This window comes from Saccharopolyspora antimicrobica (assembly GCF_003635025.1).
GTDB lineage: Bacteria > Actinomycetota > Actinomycetes > Mycobacteriales > Pseudonocardiaceae > Saccharopolyspora > Saccharopolyspora antimicrobica.
The window spans coordinates 4,932,250-4,947,599 of sequence record NZ_RBXX01000002.1 but is presented as its reverse complement, the minus strand read 5'-3'; the positions used below and the strand labels follow the sequence as shown (position 1 = coordinate 4,947,599).

Genomic DNA, 15,350 nt, shown 5'->3' with positions numbered 1-15,350 from the left:
CTCGGTTCTTCCACGTTCGTTTCCCGTCGGCCCGCTCAGGCCGGGTCGACTGGGCGCGGATGGCTTTCGAAGGAATGGGAAGCTCGAAGCACGCGGCGGGAGGCGAGCAGCAGCGCTCGCCCCGCGTTCACTCGAATGTCGTTGCAGGAGTCGGAATCGACACTTCGCTCTGATGGCCAGGGGCCGTTCGGGCTGTCGCCCCGAGCGATCTCAAGCTAACAACAGGAGAGCGGATTTGTCGAACGCCAAACGAAGGACCTCGGGTGGCAACGCACCCAGCAGCGCAACTGCGACCCAGGTCCGGCCACCGACCATTCGCAAAACTGGGAAATACCGGCTCGGCGGGAGGACGTCATGCCTCGACACCCTGGCGAAAACCACCCAAATGCAAGGACTTTCCGTGAAGAGCGCCGGGAGCACCACGAGGAGAGCCCATTGGCCGCTCCGTCCAGTACACCGGATAGCCGAACCGCGCCCGCACTGCACCGAACGCTGAACGGCACTGCACCGAAGTCCCGATGTCGTGGTGATGTCAACGGCGGATTCAGAAATCGGGCGCACCGCCCAACAATTCACCCCGCAGCCAATTCGACTGCCGCTCATCAGGCATCAGGTAGCGAAATGCGCGGTTTTCCTTCCGTTCCGCGCGTCAGCCTCGACCCCGCACCCACCTTGGGCTACGGTGTCGACAACGCCTGCGCGCGAGGTAGCAGTCCGGCGAGTCCCCGGCCCCCGCGACGCGCAGATCTTGCGAATCGAAGCCGTCAACCGCCCACTCAGCGAGCGGCAGGATCGGCGAACTCGACGACGTCCCCGCCTGCGGCAGGCAGGCGAGGACGTCGGCACGCCGCTGGCGAACCAAAACCCCCAGCACGCAGGCAGTTCCACACCTACGAGCAGAATCGAGACGACGATGACCTGGTCGATACCTCGGACCACCACCGGCGCTGAACGCCTGTTGCTCGAAAGCACGCTCGACCGCAACCGGGCCGAGCTGATCAACACGGTGCGCGGGCTCTCCGAAGCGGAAGCCCGGCGCCGCCTCGTCGCGTCCGCGACCACGCCGATCGGACTGCTCAAGCACGCCGCGGTCGCCGAGCGGATCTGGTTCCAGCACGTCCTGGCGGGCGTGCCGAAGAGCGAATGCGATGGCGGCACGACGCCGCGCGATCCCAGCTTCCGCGTCGCCGACGACGAGACCCTGCCCGAGGTGATCGCCGAGTTCGAGCGAGCGAGCGAACGATCCCGCGCGATCGCCGCCGGTTTCGACCTCGACGACACCACGACGCACCCCGACCTCGGCGAGGTCAACCTGCGCTTCATCTACCTGCTGCTCGCGGAGGACTTCGCTCGCCACGCCGGCCACGGCGACATCCTCCGCGAGCAGATCAAGCACCCGGTCCCGCCCACCACCGCGGCTCGGTGACTCGCCGCCCGGGTGCGTCACCTCCGGCCGGGCTTGCTCATACCAGCGAGCCGCCCACCTGCCGCCGGGAAAAGAGGTTGCTCCCTTCCCGGCGTCCGTGGTAGATCTTTGACCAGTGTCGCGTGACGGCGTCGAGTGGACGGCGTCGGCATGGAGGCACCGTTACCGAGGAGACCGCTATGCGTCCACGTCTCAAGACCACCTGAGCGACGCCGGAGCCGTTTCGGCTCCCCACAACGCGGTCCACATCGGATTCTCCTCCTCCGCCCTGCTGTGGGCGATGAAGGCACGTTCCCGCACGTTCTGCCCGGCAGCGGCCGGCTGCGCGCGCTGACCGGACGTCCGAGCCGACCGCTGCGCCCTCCCCCTCGAAGCAACCCGTCGCCGCGCCCGGCTGTGCGCGTGCCGCAGCACGCCCGGTGCGCCGGCGCAGGAAAGGAACTGCATGCAGAAGACCACTCATCCCGGCATCCGCGAATTCTCCGTCGCCGGGGCGGAGGAAGGCCCCTACGGCATCGCGGCAGGCCCGGACGACGCGCTGTGGCTCACCTTCGCCCAGAGCGGCGAGATCGCCCGGCTCACCCTCGACGGCCAGGTCAGCCGGTACTCGGCGGGGTCGGCGTCGTGCCGGCCGACCGTCATCACCCGGGGCCCGGACGGTGCGCTGTGGTTCGCCCGCTCCGACGGCCACATCGGCCGCATCACCACCGGCGGTGAGCTCACCGAGTTCGCGCTGCCCGACCTCGCAGCCAACCCGTTCGGCATCTGCGCGGGTCCCGACGGGGCGATGTGGTTCACCGAGATGAGCACCGACCGGATCGGCCGCATCACGGTCCACGGCGACATCAGCCACTTCGCGCTGCCCGTGGCGGGTGCGTTCCCGTCGTTCATCACCCCGGGGCCCGACGGAGCCCTGTGGTTCACCCTCAACCAGGCCGACGCGATCGGCCGCATCGACCTCGACGGCGAGGTGGCGCTCCACTCGCTGCCCGGGGGCACCGCGCCGGTGGGCATCACCTGCGGCAGCGACGGCGCGCTGTGGTTCGTCGGGATCGCGGCGGGCAAGGTCGGGCGGCTCGAAGTCGACGGCACCCTCCGGGAGTTCCCGCTGGCCGCCCCGGGCGCCAAACCCCACGCCATCACCGCAGCGCCCTCCGGCGACTGCTGGTTCACCCAGTGGGGCGCCAACCGCGTCGGCCGCATCACGCCCGACGGCCACATCGCCGAGTACGACCTGCCCACGGCCGGCTCGGAACCGCACGGCATCGCGATCGGGCCGGACGGCGCCGCGTGGACAGCGCTGGAAATCGGCTCGGTCGCCCGCATCACCCACGATCACTGAACAGGAGAACCATGCCAGCAACCTTCAACCACACCATCATCGTCTCCAAGGACCGCAACGAATCGGCGGCGTTCTACCGGGACGTCCTGGAAGCCGCCGAGGCGCCGTCCTGGGGACCGTTCACCAACATCCTGCTCGACCAGGGCGTGATGCTGCAGTTCGCCGAGCCTCCGGTCGATGAGATCCAGATGCAGCACTACGCTTTCCTGGTCGACGACGAACACTTCGACCGGGCCTACGCGCTGCTGCGGAGCAGGGACGTCGAGCACTGGGCCGATCCCCAGCAGACCCGCCCGGGCGAGATCAACTACGGGCACGGCGGCCGTGGCGTCTACTTCATGGACCCGGCCGGCCACGCCCTCGAACTGATCACGAGGCCGTACCTGTAGATGTCAGCGAAGCAGATGGAGGTGCCCGTCAGCGGCGGCGTGCTGTCGGGACTGGATTTCGGCGGCCGGGGCACGAACGTGCTGCTGGTCCACGGCAGCGGTCACAACGCCGCGGTGTGGCGCGACGTGGCGGCCCATCTGGTCGATCACTGCCGCCTGGTGGCGGTCGACCTGCGCGGGCACGGTCAGAGCGCGGTCGGGTCGAGCACGCCCGAGCAGTACTGGCGTGACCTCGGCGACGTCGTGGCAGCCCTGGCGTGGGAGCGCCCGGTGCTGGTGGGCCACTCCACGGGCGGGTACGCCGTGACCGCGGCGACCGCGGCCGGGCTGGTGGAAGCGGCCGCGTTGTGCGTGGTGGACGGTGTGGTGCTCGACGACCGCTGCACGGCGGCGCTCGCCCAGGCCCAGTGGCAAGGGCCCGAGGCGGGCGAACGGCTGCGCGAGATGTTCCGCTACGGCTGGCGGGCCGACGAACAGCAGATGCACGACTACGTCGAGCAGTGCGTACGGGAGAGCGAAACCGACTGGCTCAACGCCGGTTCCCGCCCGCAGCTGGTGCGCGAAGTCATGCGCCGTGCCTTCCTGCCGCTCGCGGACGGGCTCTGCGAACGCCGCCCGACCACCGAGGAGATCGCCACCGTCAGCGCTCCCGATCCCGGCGCGGAGCACTACCCGAGCGTGGACGTGTACGACCGCATCGCGTGCCCGATCACGTTCGTGCTGCCGGATCAGGGCTTCTACGCCCAGCGCCGCGACGACGTCGGTGCGGTGGTCGCGGCGGCGCCCGACCGCGAGCTGATCGAGATCACGGGCGACCACAACGTGCCGATGACGCGCCCCGCCGAACTGGCCGCGATCATCCGCGATCTGGCCCCGGCTGCCTGACGCCGGACACGCGCCCGATACCAGGAACCTGTGGAGCACAGCGCCGCGACCCTCCGCCAAGGGTCGCGGCGCCACGACAGGTTCACGCCCGAACGGTGCCCGCGTCACGGCTCGACGAGACTGGCAAGTGCGTTGAGGCGCAACGGGATGCTGCCCTTGAGGTGGGCGACGTCGTCGGCGCCGTCGCCGGTCCAGGCGAGGAAGGCGTACTGCTCGGTGTGGGTGAGCAGGGTGCCGGTGGCGGTGGCGGCGAACTCCAGGGTGAGCAGCGAGACCCAGCGCAGGACACCGTTGACCACCGCCTCGTAGGACGCCACGATCCGCTCGCCCTCGACGATGTCGTGGAACCGCGCGACGTTGGCGATCTGCTCGACCTTGCCCATCGGCGCGAACGAGCCGGTGAGCGACTCGCTCCCGCCGACCCGGAAGTCGAGCTCGTGCCTGCTGTCGCGACCGGGGAGCAGGTGCCATCGCGACCGGATTTCCGGATCGGCGTACCCGGCCCACACCCGCTCGACCGGGGCCGCGAAATCACGCTCGACGGAGAACGTTCCGTGGATCATGCCGGGACAACCCCGACGCGCAGCCTAGCTATTCCCGACCCGGCGAGCTCTCCTGCCCGCGATCGGCCTTCGCGCAGGACCAGTCGTCGTCCAGAGGTCGCGCGTGCGGGTTTCGCCGCAGGTCTAGTCCGGTGTGCTGGTGAGCAGAGCGTGCGCGGTGTTGATCAGGGTGTTGCGGCGGTCGTGACGACGGGTGGCCAAGGTGACCAGGGCGGTCCGGGTGCCGGGCCGGAAGCCGAGGTAGGCGATCTGGCCGAACGTGGCGCCACCGTGGAAGTAGACCGGGCCGTGAGAGGTGTGATCGAGGAACCAGGTCAGCGAGCGGCCGGGAGCGTGGCGTGGCCGTGACACCGGGTGCGTGGTGCGCACGGCGTACAACGCCTTGCGCAGGGGTGAGGATTCGGGCGTGAGATGGGCTTCGAGGTAGGTGAGCAGGTCGCCGGGAGCAGCGCGGACGGCGCCTGCGGACTCGACCGCGCCCAGCTGGATCGGGGGCGCTGGGGTGGTGCCGTTGCGGCGGTGTCCTTCGGCGTCGGTGCCGGGCGGCCCGGGTGCCAGGCGGGTCTGTCGCAGCCGCATCGGGTGCAGGACGCGGTGGGTGAGCAGGTCCGCGTAGGCGGTGCCGGTCACGTGGGTCAGGGCCTGGGCGAGGACGGCGGTGGCGAAATTCGAGTAGCGCCAGCAGGTTCCGGGCCGGGCGCGGCTGCCGTGCCGGTGGAAGGCTGCCAGCAGCCGCTGGCGGGTGAAGGCGGCGTAGGGGTTGCTGTACCCGCCGGAGATGAGGTGTCGGTAGAAGGCCGGTTGGCGCGGAATGCTGGGCAGTCCCGAGGTGTGCGTGATCAGGTGCCGCAGAGTGATCTCCGCGCTGACGCGCTGCCGAACCGGTGGGGTGGGCAGGCAGTCCCGGACCGGGGTGTCGAGGTCGAGGACTCCGGCGGTGGCCAGGTCGGCCAGCAGCAGCCCGAGGAAGGTCTTGGAAGCCGAGCCGATCTCGTAGTGCAGGTGCTGCCGTGGCCGGTCGGTGGGCGCGGTGCCGGTGGTGGCGACGGCCCGGTGGCCGTGCTCGGAACAGGCGAACACCACGTCGGGAGCGTCGATGAGATCGGCGGCCTGCTGGAGACGCTCGGCGAGCGCGGTGGTGGGCTGGGCGGTCACGGAGTGGTCACCAGAGCGGTGAACGCGCGGGAGGTCGCCAGCGTGGTGGCGAAGGCCGCGACCAGGGTCGGGTGGTAGACCAGCTCGAACACTTCCCCGGCATCGCCGGTCGGCATGTCCCCGACGGCGGGCAGGGCGCCGTCGGGCGCCTGCGCGGCAGCCAGCGGGCCCCAGTTCGCGCTGTCCAGCGCGGGCCGTGGCAGGCAGGCATCGGTGGCCAGCAGCTCGCCGAGCAGGTCCCATTGCCGGCGCTCCAGGCGTAGGGCGAGCAGCGACATGCCGGAGCCCGTTGAACTGCGTGAAAGCGCAGATCAACGGGCTCTTTGGCATTCCGCACACCAGGCAGGAGCCCGTGACCGAGCGGCCAAACGGATGTGGTTCGAGCCGTCCTCGCGTCGTGAAGGCGCGGCTGCCTCAGCTGCCGTGCAACGCCCTCCGCAGGGCGTCGACAGCGAGCGTGCGAGCGACGTTGGCGGCGCGGGTGTCGCGCAGGCTGTCCAGGAGGAGGAAGTCGTGGACCATCCCGGCCACGCGGACCGAGGTGACGTCCACACCGGCCTCGCGCAGCCTGTTGGCGTACTGCTCCCCCTCATCCCGCAGCACGTCGGCCTCGTCGGTGATGACCAGAGTGGTGGGCAGTCCGCTGAGCTGCTCCAGGGACGCCTGGAGCGGCGATGCGTACACCTCGGCGCGCTGCGCGTGATCGGTGGTGTAGGCGTCCCAGAACCACTTCATGCCCTCGCGGGTGAGGTAGTAGCCCTCGGCGAACTGCACGTAGGAAGGGGTCTCGAAGTCGGCGTTGGTCACCGGGTACAGCAGCACCTGGGCCTTGAGGTCGATCCCACCGCGCTCCTTGTTCATCAGCGCGAACACCGCCGACATGCAGCCGCCGACCGACTCACCGGTGACGGCGATGCGCGAGGTGTCCAGGCCGTGATCCGCGCCGTGCCGCAGGACCCACTGGCCCACGGCGTAGTTCTGCTCCACCTGGGTCGGGTACTTCGCCTCGGGAGCCCGGTCGTAGACGGGGAACACGCCCGCGGCGTCCGCGCCGACCGCCAGTTCGCGGAAGAGGCGGTCGTGGGTCGTCTCGTCGCCGAAGACCCAACCGGCGCCGTGGATGTAGAACACCACCGGCAGCGGCCCGCTCGCGCCCTTGGGCTTGATGATGCGGGTGCGCACGGTGCCCCACTCCCCGGTGTCCACGTTGACCCACTCCTCGTCGACGTCCGGGCGGGGCACGCTGGCATCGCTTTGCAGGCCGACGAGGATCTCGCGGCCCTGCTCCGGTGGGACCTCGTAGATCCGCGGATGCGGATCGGTCGCCTCGGCCAGCTCCTTCGCCGCGGGTTCGAGGTACGGGGTGATCGGTGGCGGGATCTCGGACATGTCGCCTCCATGTCGAGCGACCTCGACGGCCGCTGCTGGTGGTCGCCCTGAAAACGGGCAAGCCCTTCAATCGTGAAACACCGACCGCAGAGCGCAACTCGCAGGCACGCTCCTGCGCTGTGCCTCGAAGGCCCCGCGCAGACCACGGGATCACGGCTTCGAGAGCGGAAAGCGGTCATGCGTTCGATCGGGCGTGCGTGATCTCCGAACACTCGCCCACAGATCACGCATCCGGCCCCTGCGCAGGGATGTGGTGAACGTCGTCGGTGGTCCGCACCGCGTCCGCGACGGCATCGGCGGCGGCGCGGGCCGCCTGCTCGGCGTCCTCGGCGGCCCGCGCGGAGACCCCGTCGGGCGGCGTCGCGCGGGTCGCGGCGGACTTCGGCAGGGCTTCGGTGAACGCCCGCGACACGCTCTGCAACGCCGCGGTGCCCTCTCCCGGGATCACCCAGAACGTGCTGCCAGGCCCTTGGGCGAGCTGCGGCAGCCCTGGAAGTACTGGTAGGCCAGCAGCTTGGGGTCCGGGTCGTTGCGGTGAACGGCCTGGAACACCTGGTCAATGGCTCGCGACTGCCCCACGGCCCGGAGGATCTCGGCGGACCGGTTCCCCTCGGCGCGGAGCACGGCGGCCTGCTTGTCGCCCTCTGCGGTCAGGATCTGGGACTGGCGCTGGCGCTCCGCTCCCAGGATCACCGCACGCTTGTCCCGCTCGGCCCGCATCTGCTTCTCCATCGCGTCTTTGATGGTCTGCGGGGATCGATCGCCTTGATCTCCACCCGGTTCACCCGCATACCCCACTTGCCGGTCGCATCGTCGAGCACACCGCGCAGCTGGCTGTTGATGGTCTCGCGGGAGGTGAGCGTGCGTTCGAGGTCCATCGAGCCCACGACCTTGCGCAGCGTGGTGACGGTGAGGTGCTCACCGGCGTTGAGGTAGTTGGCGATCTCGCAGGCGGCGGCGCGCGGGTCGGTCACCTGGAAGTACAGCACCGTGTCGATCCCGACCACCAGGTTGTCCCTGGAACTCGGCCGCTTCGCGATCCGGGCCGGGCTCATCGAACCGCAGGCGCACATGTCCACAAGGGACGCCGCCGTCGGGGAGACCGACGTGCAGGATCGCGGGGTCCTCCGGGCATCGCGTGGCTTCGGTGCCCGTTCGTCGGGCGCGGCCGTGAGAGCTTGGGCGGCGGTAGCAGTCCGACGCACGGAGGTTGCATGTCCGCCACGGATTGGGGCGTCTTCGCCCCGGACGACTCGCAGGGCTCCAGCGACGACCTGGAGCAGGTCCTCTTCCACCTGGGCTCGGCCCTGAGCGACGAGCAGACCGCGAAGGTGCTCGACCACCTGGACGACGGCAAACCGCTGTCGGCGGCCGAGTTGATGGCCTCCGCCGCGGTCGTGCGGGGCCGCGCGGTGTCGTGCGAGGACCGGACCACGCTCCGACGCGTGATCGAGATGCACAGTGGCGATCTGTCCGATGTGGATCTTCTCGATTCCGGCCTCGCCGCCCGGACCGGTGCGGTCCAGTCGGCCTGAGGTCAGGCATTCGAAGCGGAGCGGGCATCGCGCCGCTCCTGCACGAAAGTCGCCGCGCACTGCCCGTTCGCCCACTTCTCGTCCCGGTCGACTCGTTCCGCGCGCCACGTGGGCGAAGCTGGTGCTGGCCGGTGGAGTTCGGGAGGCTCGGAAGAATGGTTGTCGGTTCCAGCCGCGATCTGGTGCGGACCCAGACCGAGGACAAGGTCGTGCGACTGGTAAACGCGGAGCGGGCGAAGCGGCGTCTCGGCCCGCTGCGCGTGGACGAGCGGTTGCGGCGCGCCGCGCGCTGGCACAGCGCCGACATGGCGCGGCGCGGTTTCTTCGCGCACCAGGCGACGCGCGGCCCGTCGCCCTACGAGCGGATGCTGGCCGCGGGCTTCGAAGAACCCGGCGGAGAGAACATCGCGGCCGGGCAGGAGACACCCGCCGCGGTGGTGCGGGCCTGGATGCACAGCATCCCGCACCGCGCGAACATCCTGAACGCGGACTTCCGGTTCATCGGCGTAGGCCTGCACATCGACGCCACCGGCCCGTGGTGGACGCAGAACTTCGGCTACTGAGGGGCGCTGCGACGGCGATCAGCAGGCCGGGTCGGACCGGCCCGCTGATCGCGGCTCTCACGTGTTGTCCGCCTTCGGGCGGTTCTGCCGGCCGGCATGCCGCTGTCCGGTCCCCATCACCGCGTCCACTCGCTTGCGGACGCTGAACCAGCCGATCACCAAGGCGGCTGCGAGCAGCGGGACGCACATCAGCGTCACCCGCCCGGCCGGGACGTCGAACCACATCAGGACCACCACGGACAGCAGGAACGCGATGGTGGCGATCTGGGTCACCGGCGAGCCGGGCAGCCGGTACCCCGGCCGCACCACCTCGCCGCTGTTGGCCTTGCGGACGAACAGCAGGTGGCAGAGCATGATCATGCTCCAGGTGGTGATGATGGCGATGGCGGCGAAGTTCAGCACGATCTCGAACGCGGCGGCGGGCACCACGTAGTTCAGGCCCACGCCCAGCACGCAGACCGCCGCGGTGAGCAGGATCCCGCCGTAGGGCACCTGATTGCGGTTCATCAGGCCGGTGAACCCCGGCGCCGAACCGGCCGCCGCCATCGACCGCAGGATGCGGCCGGTGGAGTAGAGCCCCGAGTTGAGGCTCGACATCGCGGCGGTGAGCACCACCAGGTTCATCACGTCGCCCGCCGCCGGGATGCCGAGCTCGGACAGGACCGTGACGAACGGGCTCTGGCCCTTCTCGTACTGGTGCCACGGCAGCAGCATCGACAGCAGGACGACCGAACCGACGTAGAAGATGCCGATCCGCCACATGATCGAGTTGATCGCCTTGGGCATGACCCGCGCCGGGTCCTCCGTCTCCCCCGCGGCCACGCCGACCAGCTCGACCGCGGCGTAGGCGAAGACCACTCCCTGGATCACCAGGACCAGCGGGACCAGACCGTTGGGCAGCACACCGCCCTGGTCGAGCAGCAGCGCCGGACTGGGCACCGTTCCGCCGATCGGCGTGCCCATCACCAGCAGCCCGATGCCCACGAACATGAACGCCACCAGCGCGCCGACCTTGATGATCGCGAACCAGAACTCCATCTCGCCGAACAGCTTCACCGACACCAGGTTCAGCAGGAGCACCGCCACCAGCGCCACCAACGCCAGAACCCACTGCGGGACGGGGGTGAACAGGCTCCAGTAGTGCGCGTACAGCGCGATCGCGGTGATGTCGGCGATGCCGGTGGTCGCCCAGTTCAGGAAGTACATCCACCCGGCGACGAAAGCGCCCTTCTCCCCCATGAACTCCCGCGCGTAGGACACGAAGGCACCCGACGACGGCCGGTGCAGGATGAGTTCACCCAGCGCGCGCACCACGAAGAACGCGAACACACCGCAGACCGCGTACGCGATGGCCAGCGCCGGACCGGCCTGCGCCAAGCGCCCACCCGCACCCAGGAAGAGACCGGTACCGATCGCGCCACCTATCGCGATCATGTTGATGTGCCTGGCTTTCAGGGACTTGCTGTACCCGGCGTCGCCGACGTCGACGTGCCGCGGCGGCGCGGATGCGCTCTCGCCCTGAAGGGTTCTGTCAGTCAAAGTTCTTCACTCGTTCCCGTGTTCATCATCGCGCGGGTGTTGCGCGCGGGCGATCTCTCGGTTCGTCTCCGCCGATCGGCGGACGACTGGCCAAGCTTCGAGTCGGCACCGGGGCCGGTCAACACATCGGGAACCAGATCGGGATTTACGGGCAGTTCCGGGAGTACACAGAGGAATCGCGAACCGGCGTCGCCGCTCGGATGAGCACCCGCGGGCGACACACCTGGCAGCACCACTTCGAGCACGACGAAGTTCGACGAGACCGCCCCGTCCGGCGAGCATCGGCGAGCGTTCCCCCGGAACGCTCAGATCACCCCGGTTCGCACGCCGTGGGCCACCAGCTGCGCCCGGTTGCGCAGGTTGAACCGGCTCATCATCGCGTAGATGACGTTCTTCACGGTGCGCTCCGAGTAGCAGAGCTCCTTGCCGATCTCCTCGGTGTCCCAGCCCTCCGCCAGCAGCCGCAGGACGTCGATCTCCCGGGCCACGAAACCGGTGGAGTTCGGACCGCGCGGTTCCAGGACGTCCCGGTGCAGGTCCTCCACCTGCCGCAGCAGCTCTCCCAGCAGGTCGTTCGGCAGCGCCCCGCCGCGCTCGGCGGCGTCGCGGATCGCGCCGACCAGGCGCTCGCTGGTGACCGCGCCGCGGTGCAGCACCGCGACCACGCGGCACTCGACCAACCGCAGCAGAACGGCCCGGTCCAGCTGCCTGGTCACCAGCACCGCAGGCGCGGCCGATTCGGCGGCCGCCCTGCTGATGCGGGCCAGGACCTCCGGGCTCACGCGGTCCGCGGCGAAGACGAGCACGTCGACGTCGGCGGGGAACGGATCGACTGCGACGAACACTTCGGCGGTGCCCAGCAGCATCTCCGCCAACCCGGTCGAGGTGATGGGATCGGCGGCCCACACCGCGACGCGCACCTGCTCGCCGGGCGCCCGCGCAGCCGGGTTCACCGAGTGCGTTGCCGATTCGGCCTCGTTCATCGCGCTCTTCCTCCGACCTGCGTTGTGAGCGTGCTGGTTGGCGCGACGCCCGATCACCCGTTCCTCCCCGGCGCTTCCAACGGCGCAACGCGCGAACCACATGACTCGAGTTTCCAACGCCGGGTCGGTCAACCGCGGTTTTGCCGCGCGCTCGCGGGAATCCCCTCATCGGGCCTGAGGTTTGAGGGCCTTGCCAGCAGAGGCCGCCTCCCGGCAGCCGTGGCGGTTCAGCGCAGCAGCGGCAGCCGGACGTCGAAACAACAACCGCCCGGCACGTTGTGCACCGACACGTGCCCTCCGTGCGCCTGCACCAGCCCGTGCACGATGGTCAGCCCGAAACCGCCGCCCTGGTCCACCCCGGTGTCCGGCCGGTGACCGCGCCATCCCATGTCGAAGACCGAAGCGAGATCCTGCGGCGGGATTCCGCCGCACTCGTCGGTCACCGACACCACCGCCCAGCCGTCCACCGCGCGGACGTCCACCGCGACCGTGGACCGCTCCGGGCTGCAGCGGATCGCGTTGCCCAGCAGGTTGTTGAACACGCGGGTCATGGACCGGTCGTCCACCACGACGGTGACCGGCTCGACCTTCCTGGCGCGCAACCGGATCCCGCGGTCAGCGGCCAGCACGGCGAGTCCGGCCACCTCGTCGCTGATCAGGTCGTCGAGGACCACCTGACGAGGGTTCAGGCGCAACGCCCCGGTCTCGATCTGGGAGAGCTGGACGAGGTCGTCCACCATCCCGGTCAGGCGCTCGGTGTCCGCGCGCAGCTTCGCGATGTGGGCGCCCGGATCACCGTCCTCAATGGACTCCAACAGGGCCCGCAACCTCGCCAGCGGGCCGCGCAGGTCGTGCGTGATCCACGTGACCAGCTTGCGCCGGGACTGCTCGACCGCCCGTTCGCGCCGCCTGGACTCCGCCAGCTCGTCGCTGGTGATCCGCAGCTCCCGCGCCAGCTCGGCGGACTCCGCGCTCGGCGGGTCGTCCGGCAGCCGGAACCGCACGCGGGTCGCGTCGGCCGGCCGCCTGCTGCCCCGCAGCACCGACCGGGCGAGCAGCAGGCCGATGCCGAGCGAGACCGCACCGGCGACGAGGTTGGCCAGCAGCGTCACCGCCACCGGCACTTCGACGGACTGCGTGACGAGGACGACGGCGATGGTGCTCACGTTGGTCCCGCACGCGGTGATCACGATGACCGCGATCAGCGAGTTCCCGACCGGGCACCGCCGGAGCAGGCGCAGCACCACCGCGCCGACGAGTCCCACGCCCACCGATTCGCACACCGCGATCAGCAGGATCAGCGACGGGCTCACCCCGGATCACCGGTGCAACCGGGCGGATCGAACCGGTGGCAGGCGTCCCGCGCGGTCATCAACAGCTCGGGCTGCGACGGGTCGTCCTCGACCTTCTCGCGCAACCGGTCCTCCTCGGCAACCGACGTCAACATGATCACCGGAGCCCCGTCTTCGGGCGTGCGGTTCGCGGCGGAAGCCGTCGAGCCCCGGGAGTGCGGGCCGTGCCGTCCGGTCACGAGCCGTAGCGGATGACGTGCAGGGCCAGCGGGTCCTGGTCGAAGGAGGGCTGCCCCTTCTCGGCCAGCGAGTCGATGAGCCGCACCTCGCCGCCCTCGTTGACCGCGACCAGCAGGTTGCCCACCGATTCCCGGCCGCGGAAATCCCTGCGGCGGACCCACACCAGCGACTTCGAGCCCTTCGGCGTGCCGGCGAGCTCGGTCAGCGTCTCGCCCCAGCTCTGGTGGGCGGTGCTGCTCAGCGGTCGGCCGAGTTCGCTCATCGTGGGCTTGAACCACGCCGCGGCTGCGGGTGCCGGGGGTTCGGGGAGGCCGTCCTGCCGCGCGTCCCAGCCGGTCAGGTAACTCCACGGATCGTTGTTCGGCAGCCCGAACGGCGCCTCGCCCGCCGCTTTCGGAACCACCAGGGCGGCGTCGAGCATCTGGTCCCGCCAGTCACCGGTCTCCTGGAAGCGCCGGGTGGTGCAGGCGAACAGCCAACCGCGTTCGGTCTCGTCCGCCGCGTCCGGCCGCACGACGACGACCGGATCCGGGTAGGTGTGCTCCAGCCAGCTGTTCGCCTTGGCCAGCGCGGATTCCAGGTCCGGTGCGGCCGTTTCCCAAGGCGCCCGGAGCACTTCGGTGCCGTCCGCGACGGGGCGGTGGAAGCGGGCCACCACCAGCTGCCCGATCTCGTCGTCGTCCAGCCGCGCCAGCGAACCCCGCTGCCCGTCCAGGAAGACGGCCCGGTCGGCGTCGTGGAGCGCGTACAGCAGGTGGCCGGTGATCTCCGTCCCGGAAAGCTGCCTGCGCAGCCACACCGCGGTGCGCGTGCCCGGTCCGCCCTCCAGCAGCATCGACGTCACGTCCGCCCAGGTCGAGCAGGTGGACACCTCCGCGCTCGGGAAGTGCGCGGCCAGCATCCGGTCCCACCAGCCGGGTGCCTCGTCCAGCGGCGCCCACGGCAGCGCCGAGGCCGGACGGCGGTCCACCGCGGCGTCCGTCGCGACCAGGCAGCTGCGCGCGTTGACCCGCCAGCGCCACGGCTGGGCGGAGTTCGTCGACCCGGCCAGGTTGACCTCCTCGTCCAGCGGATCGGCGTTGGCGACCGGGAACGGCTGGCCGCCGTCCTTGGGCACCGCGATCGTGGCCGCCAGCAGCGGCTCGGCGGAGCCACCGGCGTAGTCGCAGCCGAACAGCTGGATCCGCTCGCCGTCGACCAAGGGTTGACCGCCGGTGAGGGTGACCAGGCCCCCGTAGGTGCGGTCCAGCCAGTCGGCGGCCCGGCGGGAGAGATCGTCGCTCATCGTCACCTCGGTCAATGCTCGTCCGGCAGTTCGGAGCTCTCTGGGTCTGTTCGGCCAGCGGCGGCAGCCACTCGCAGTGTGGGCCACCGGCGCCGCCCCGGGACCCGCTCGACCGCCGCGCACGGGAAATCCCCCACCACCGCGCGCCCCGGTTCATCCCAGCGACGTGACGTCCGCCGGTCGGAGATCCGTGGCCCGGACGAGTTCGGCCACCGCGTCACGCGGCGCGTGCCCCGAACCGCGCAGCAGCACTGCGACGTCGTCGCTCCCCCGCCACCAGGGCGCGACGAAGGCCAGTTCCGCTCCCGAAGCCAGCCGCAGCACCAGGACCTGGCGCGCCTCCTGCTCGTCGGGGGACCGGAACACCTCCCCGATCAGCATCCCCAGGTGCGCGTAGGACATGCCGACGCGCGCGACCGGAGTGTCCGGGAAGTCCCGCCATCCCGCCGGGTGCAACCTGCGCAAGGCCGGCTCGGGCCAGGGACGCTGCGCGTCCATCTCGTTGCGGACGGCGGTCAGGAACTCGCGCGCGGCGGCCTCGCCGTGCGGTACCGGCACCACCTCGGCCAAGCCGGTGCCCGGTCGGATCGCGTCCTCCAGCGCCGCGTACTCGTCCTCGACTGCCAGGTATCCCAGCGGTTCGCGGACGAGCGCGCGGGCGATCCGGGCCGCTGTCGCGTCATCGAGCGCCGCGCCGGGCCTGACTCCTTCGAAGATGCCGTTCACGACACCGCGCCACGTTTCCATCGTGCACCGCCCTTCGT

16 protein-coding genes and 1 pseudogene are annotated in these 15,350 nt (G+C 70.4%); 6 read left to right on the top strand and 11 right to left on the bottom strand.

Annotated elements, in window-relative coordinates:
* Positions 1–913: 913 nt before the first annotated feature.
* From ATL45_RS23830 to ATL45_RS23815, 4 genes are all read left to right on the top strand, one after another.
* Entirely contained in the window at positions 914–1,426 is a 513-nt protein-coding gene (locus ATL45_RS23830) for a DinB family protein (protein WP_093153793.1), read from the top strand.
* A gap of 445 nt (positions 1,427–1,871) precedes the next feature.
* Positions 1,872–2,768, top strand: a complete 897-nt coding sequence (locus ATL45_RS23825; RefSeq protein ID WP_093153790.1) for a Vgb family protein — start codon at positions 1,872–1,874, stop codon at positions 2,766–2,768.
* An 11-nt stretch (positions 2,769–2,779) separates the two neighbouring features.
* Complete coding sequence (locus tag ATL45_RS23820; protein WP_093153788.1) at positions 2,780–3,157, top strand: VOC family protein; 378 nt, start codon at positions 2,780–2,782, stop codon at positions 3,155–3,157.
* On the top strand, positions 3,158–4,042 hold the full coding sequence (locus ATL45_RS23815) for an alpha/beta fold hydrolase (protein WP_093153785.1): 885 nt from the start codon (positions 3,158–3,160) through the stop codon (positions 4,040–4,042).
* Positions 4,043–4,146: 104 nt separating this feature from the next.
* Here ATL45_RS23815 and ATL45_RS23810 read toward each other — a convergent pair whose 3' ends face one another.
* The 5 genes and pseudogenes from ATL45_RS23810 to ATL45_RS23790 all read right to left on the bottom strand — a co-directional run.
* The gene (locus tag ATL45_RS23810; protein WP_211841271.1) at positions 4,147–4,605 is read right to left on the bottom strand and encodes an SRPBCC domain-containing protein; all 459 of its coding nucleotides are present in this window, start codon (positions 4,603–4,605) and stop codon (positions 4,147–4,149) included.
* A 123-nt stretch (positions 4,606–4,728) separates the two neighbouring features.
* Positions 4,729–5,760 (bottom strand): serine hydrolase domain-containing protein, encoded by a 1,032-nt coding sequence (locus ATL45_RS23805; protein WP_093153783.1) that lies wholly within the window; start codon positions 5,758–5,760, stop codon positions 4,729–4,731.
* On the bottom strand, positions 5,757–6,038 hold the full coding sequence (locus ATL45_RS23800) for a DUF6895 family protein (protein ID WP_246025508.1): 282 nt from the start codon (positions 6,036–6,038) through the stop codon (positions 5,757–5,759). Before ATL45_RS23800 ends, ATL45_RS23805 begins: the two co-directional genes overlap by 4 nt.
* A gap of 136 nt (positions 6,039–6,174) precedes the next feature.
* Positions 6,175–7,149 (bottom strand): alpha/beta hydrolase, encoded by a 975-nt coding sequence (locus ATL45_RS23795; RefSeq protein ID WP_093153780.1) that lies wholly within the window; start codon positions 7,147–7,149, stop codon positions 6,175–6,177.
* Positions 7,150–7,549: 400 nt separating this feature from the next.
* Positions 7,550–8,171 (bottom strand): annotated as a pseudogene (locus ATL45_RS23790) (SPFH domain-containing protein); the annotation flags it as partial.
* Positions 8,172–8,363: 192 nt separating this feature from the next.
* On the opposite strand from ATL45_RS23790, the gene ATL45_RS23785 reads away from it, so the two are divergent.
* Together ATL45_RS23785 and ATL45_RS23780 are read left to right on the top strand one after the other, a co-directional pair.
* On the top strand, positions 8,364–8,684 hold the full coding sequence (locus ATL45_RS23785; RefSeq protein WP_093153777.1) for a helix-turn-helix domain-containing protein: 321 nt from the start codon (positions 8,364–8,366) through the stop codon (positions 8,682–8,684).
* A 155-nt stretch (positions 8,685–8,839) separates the two neighbouring features.
* Entirely contained in the window at positions 8,840–9,247 is a 408-nt protein-coding gene (locus tag ATL45_RS23780) for a CAP domain-containing protein (RefSeq protein ID WP_093153775.1), read from the top strand.
* Between the two features lie 57 nt (positions 9,248–9,304).
* On the opposite strand, the gene ATL45_RS23775 is transcribed toward ATL45_RS23780, so the two are convergent.
* The 6 genes from ATL45_RS23775 to ATL45_RS23750 form a co-directional block, all read right to left on the bottom strand.
* The gene (locus tag ATL45_RS23775) at positions 9,305–10,681 is read right to left on the bottom strand and encodes an amino acid permease (RefSeq protein WP_093154223.1); all 1,377 of its coding nucleotides are present in this window, start codon (positions 10,679–10,681) and stop codon (positions 9,305–9,307) included.
* 410 nt (positions 10,682–11,091) lie between these two features.
* Positions 11,092–11,769: a helix-turn-helix transcriptional regulator gene (locus ATL45_RS23770; protein WP_093153772.1), complete on the bottom strand. Its 678-nt coding sequence runs from the start codon at positions 11,767–11,769 to the stop codon at positions 11,092–11,094.
* Between the two features lie 227 nt (positions 11,770–11,996).
* Positions 11,997–13,082 carry a sensor histidine kinase gene (locus ATL45_RS23765; protein ID WP_093153770.1) on the bottom strand — a complete coding sequence of 362 codons (1,086 nt, stop codon included), beginning with the start codon at positions 13,080–13,082 and terminating at the stop codon, positions 11,997–11,999.
* The gene (locus tag ATL45_RS23760) at positions 13,079–13,300 is read right to left on the bottom strand and encodes a hypothetical protein (RefSeq protein WP_093153767.1); all 222 of its coding nucleotides are present in this window, start codon (positions 13,298–13,300) and stop codon (positions 13,079–13,081) included. Before ATL45_RS23760 ends, ATL45_RS23765 begins: the two co-directional genes overlap by 4 nt.
* Entirely contained in the window at positions 13,297–14,586 is a 1,290-nt protein-coding gene (locus ATL45_RS23755) for a YrhB domain-containing protein (protein WP_093154220.1), read from the bottom strand. Before ATL45_RS23755 ends, ATL45_RS23760 begins: the two co-directional genes overlap by 4 nt.
* 153 nt (positions 14,587–14,739) lie before the next feature.
* Positions 14,740–15,333: a hypothetical protein gene (locus tag ATL45_RS23750; RefSeq protein ID WP_093153764.1), complete on the bottom strand. Its 594-nt coding sequence runs from the start codon at positions 15,331–15,333 to the stop codon at positions 14,740–14,742.
* Between the last annotated feature and the right edge of the window lie 17 nt (positions 15,334–15,350).

Bases quoted from the DNA above. Each gene is read 5' to 3' on its own strand.
- ATL45_RS23750 (WP_093153764.1), bottom strand. From the start codon at position 15,333: ATGGAAACGTGGCGCGGTGTCGTGAACGGCATCTTCGAAGGAGTCAGG.
- ATL45_RS23830 (WP_093153793.1), top strand. From the start codon at position 914: ATGACCTGGTCGATACCTCGGACCACCACCGGCGCTGAACGCCTGTTG.
- ATL45_RS23800 (WP_246025508.1), bottom strand. From the start codon at position 6,038: ATGTCGCTGCTCGCCCTACGCCTGGAGCGCCGGCAATGGGACCTGCTC.
- ATL45_RS23785 (WP_093153777.1), top strand. From the start codon at position 8,364: ATGTCCGCCACGGATTGGGGCGTCTTCGCCCCGGACGACTCGCAGGGC.
- ATL45_RS23810 (WP_211841271.1), bottom strand. From the start codon at position 4,605: ATGATCCACGGAACGTTCTCCGTCGAGCGTGATTTCGCGGCCCCGGTC.
- ATL45_RS23815 (WP_093153785.1), top strand. From the start codon at position 3,158: ATGTCAGCGAAGCAGATGGAGGTGCCCGTCAGCGGCGGCGTGCTGTCG.
- ATL45_RS23775 (WP_093154223.1), bottom strand. From the start codon at position 10,681: ATGATCGCGATAGGTGGCGCGATCGGTACCGGTCTCTTCCTGGGTGCG.
- ATL45_RS23770 (WP_093153772.1), bottom strand. From the start codon at position 11,769: ATGAACGAGGCCGAATCGGCAACGCACTCGGTGAACCCGGCTGCGCGG.
- ATL45_RS23820 (WP_093153788.1), top strand. From the start codon at position 2,780: ATGCCAGCAACCTTCAACCACACCATCATCGTCTCCAAGGACCGCAAC.
- ATL45_RS23795 (WP_093153780.1), bottom strand. From the start codon at position 7,149: ATGTCCGAGATCCCGCCACCGATCACCCCGTACCTCGAACCCGCGGCG.
- ATL45_RS23780 (WP_093153775.1), top strand. From the start codon at position 8,840: ATGGTTGTCGGTTCCAGCCGCGATCTGGTGCGGACCCAGACCGAGGAC.
- ATL45_RS23825 (WP_093153790.1), top strand. From the start codon at position 1,872: ATGCAGAAGACCACTCATCCCGGCATCCGCGAATTCTCCGTCGCCGGG.
- ATL45_RS23755 (WP_093154220.1), bottom strand. From the start codon at position 14,586: ATGAGCGACGATCTCTCCCGCCGGGCCGCCGACTGGCTGGACCGCACC.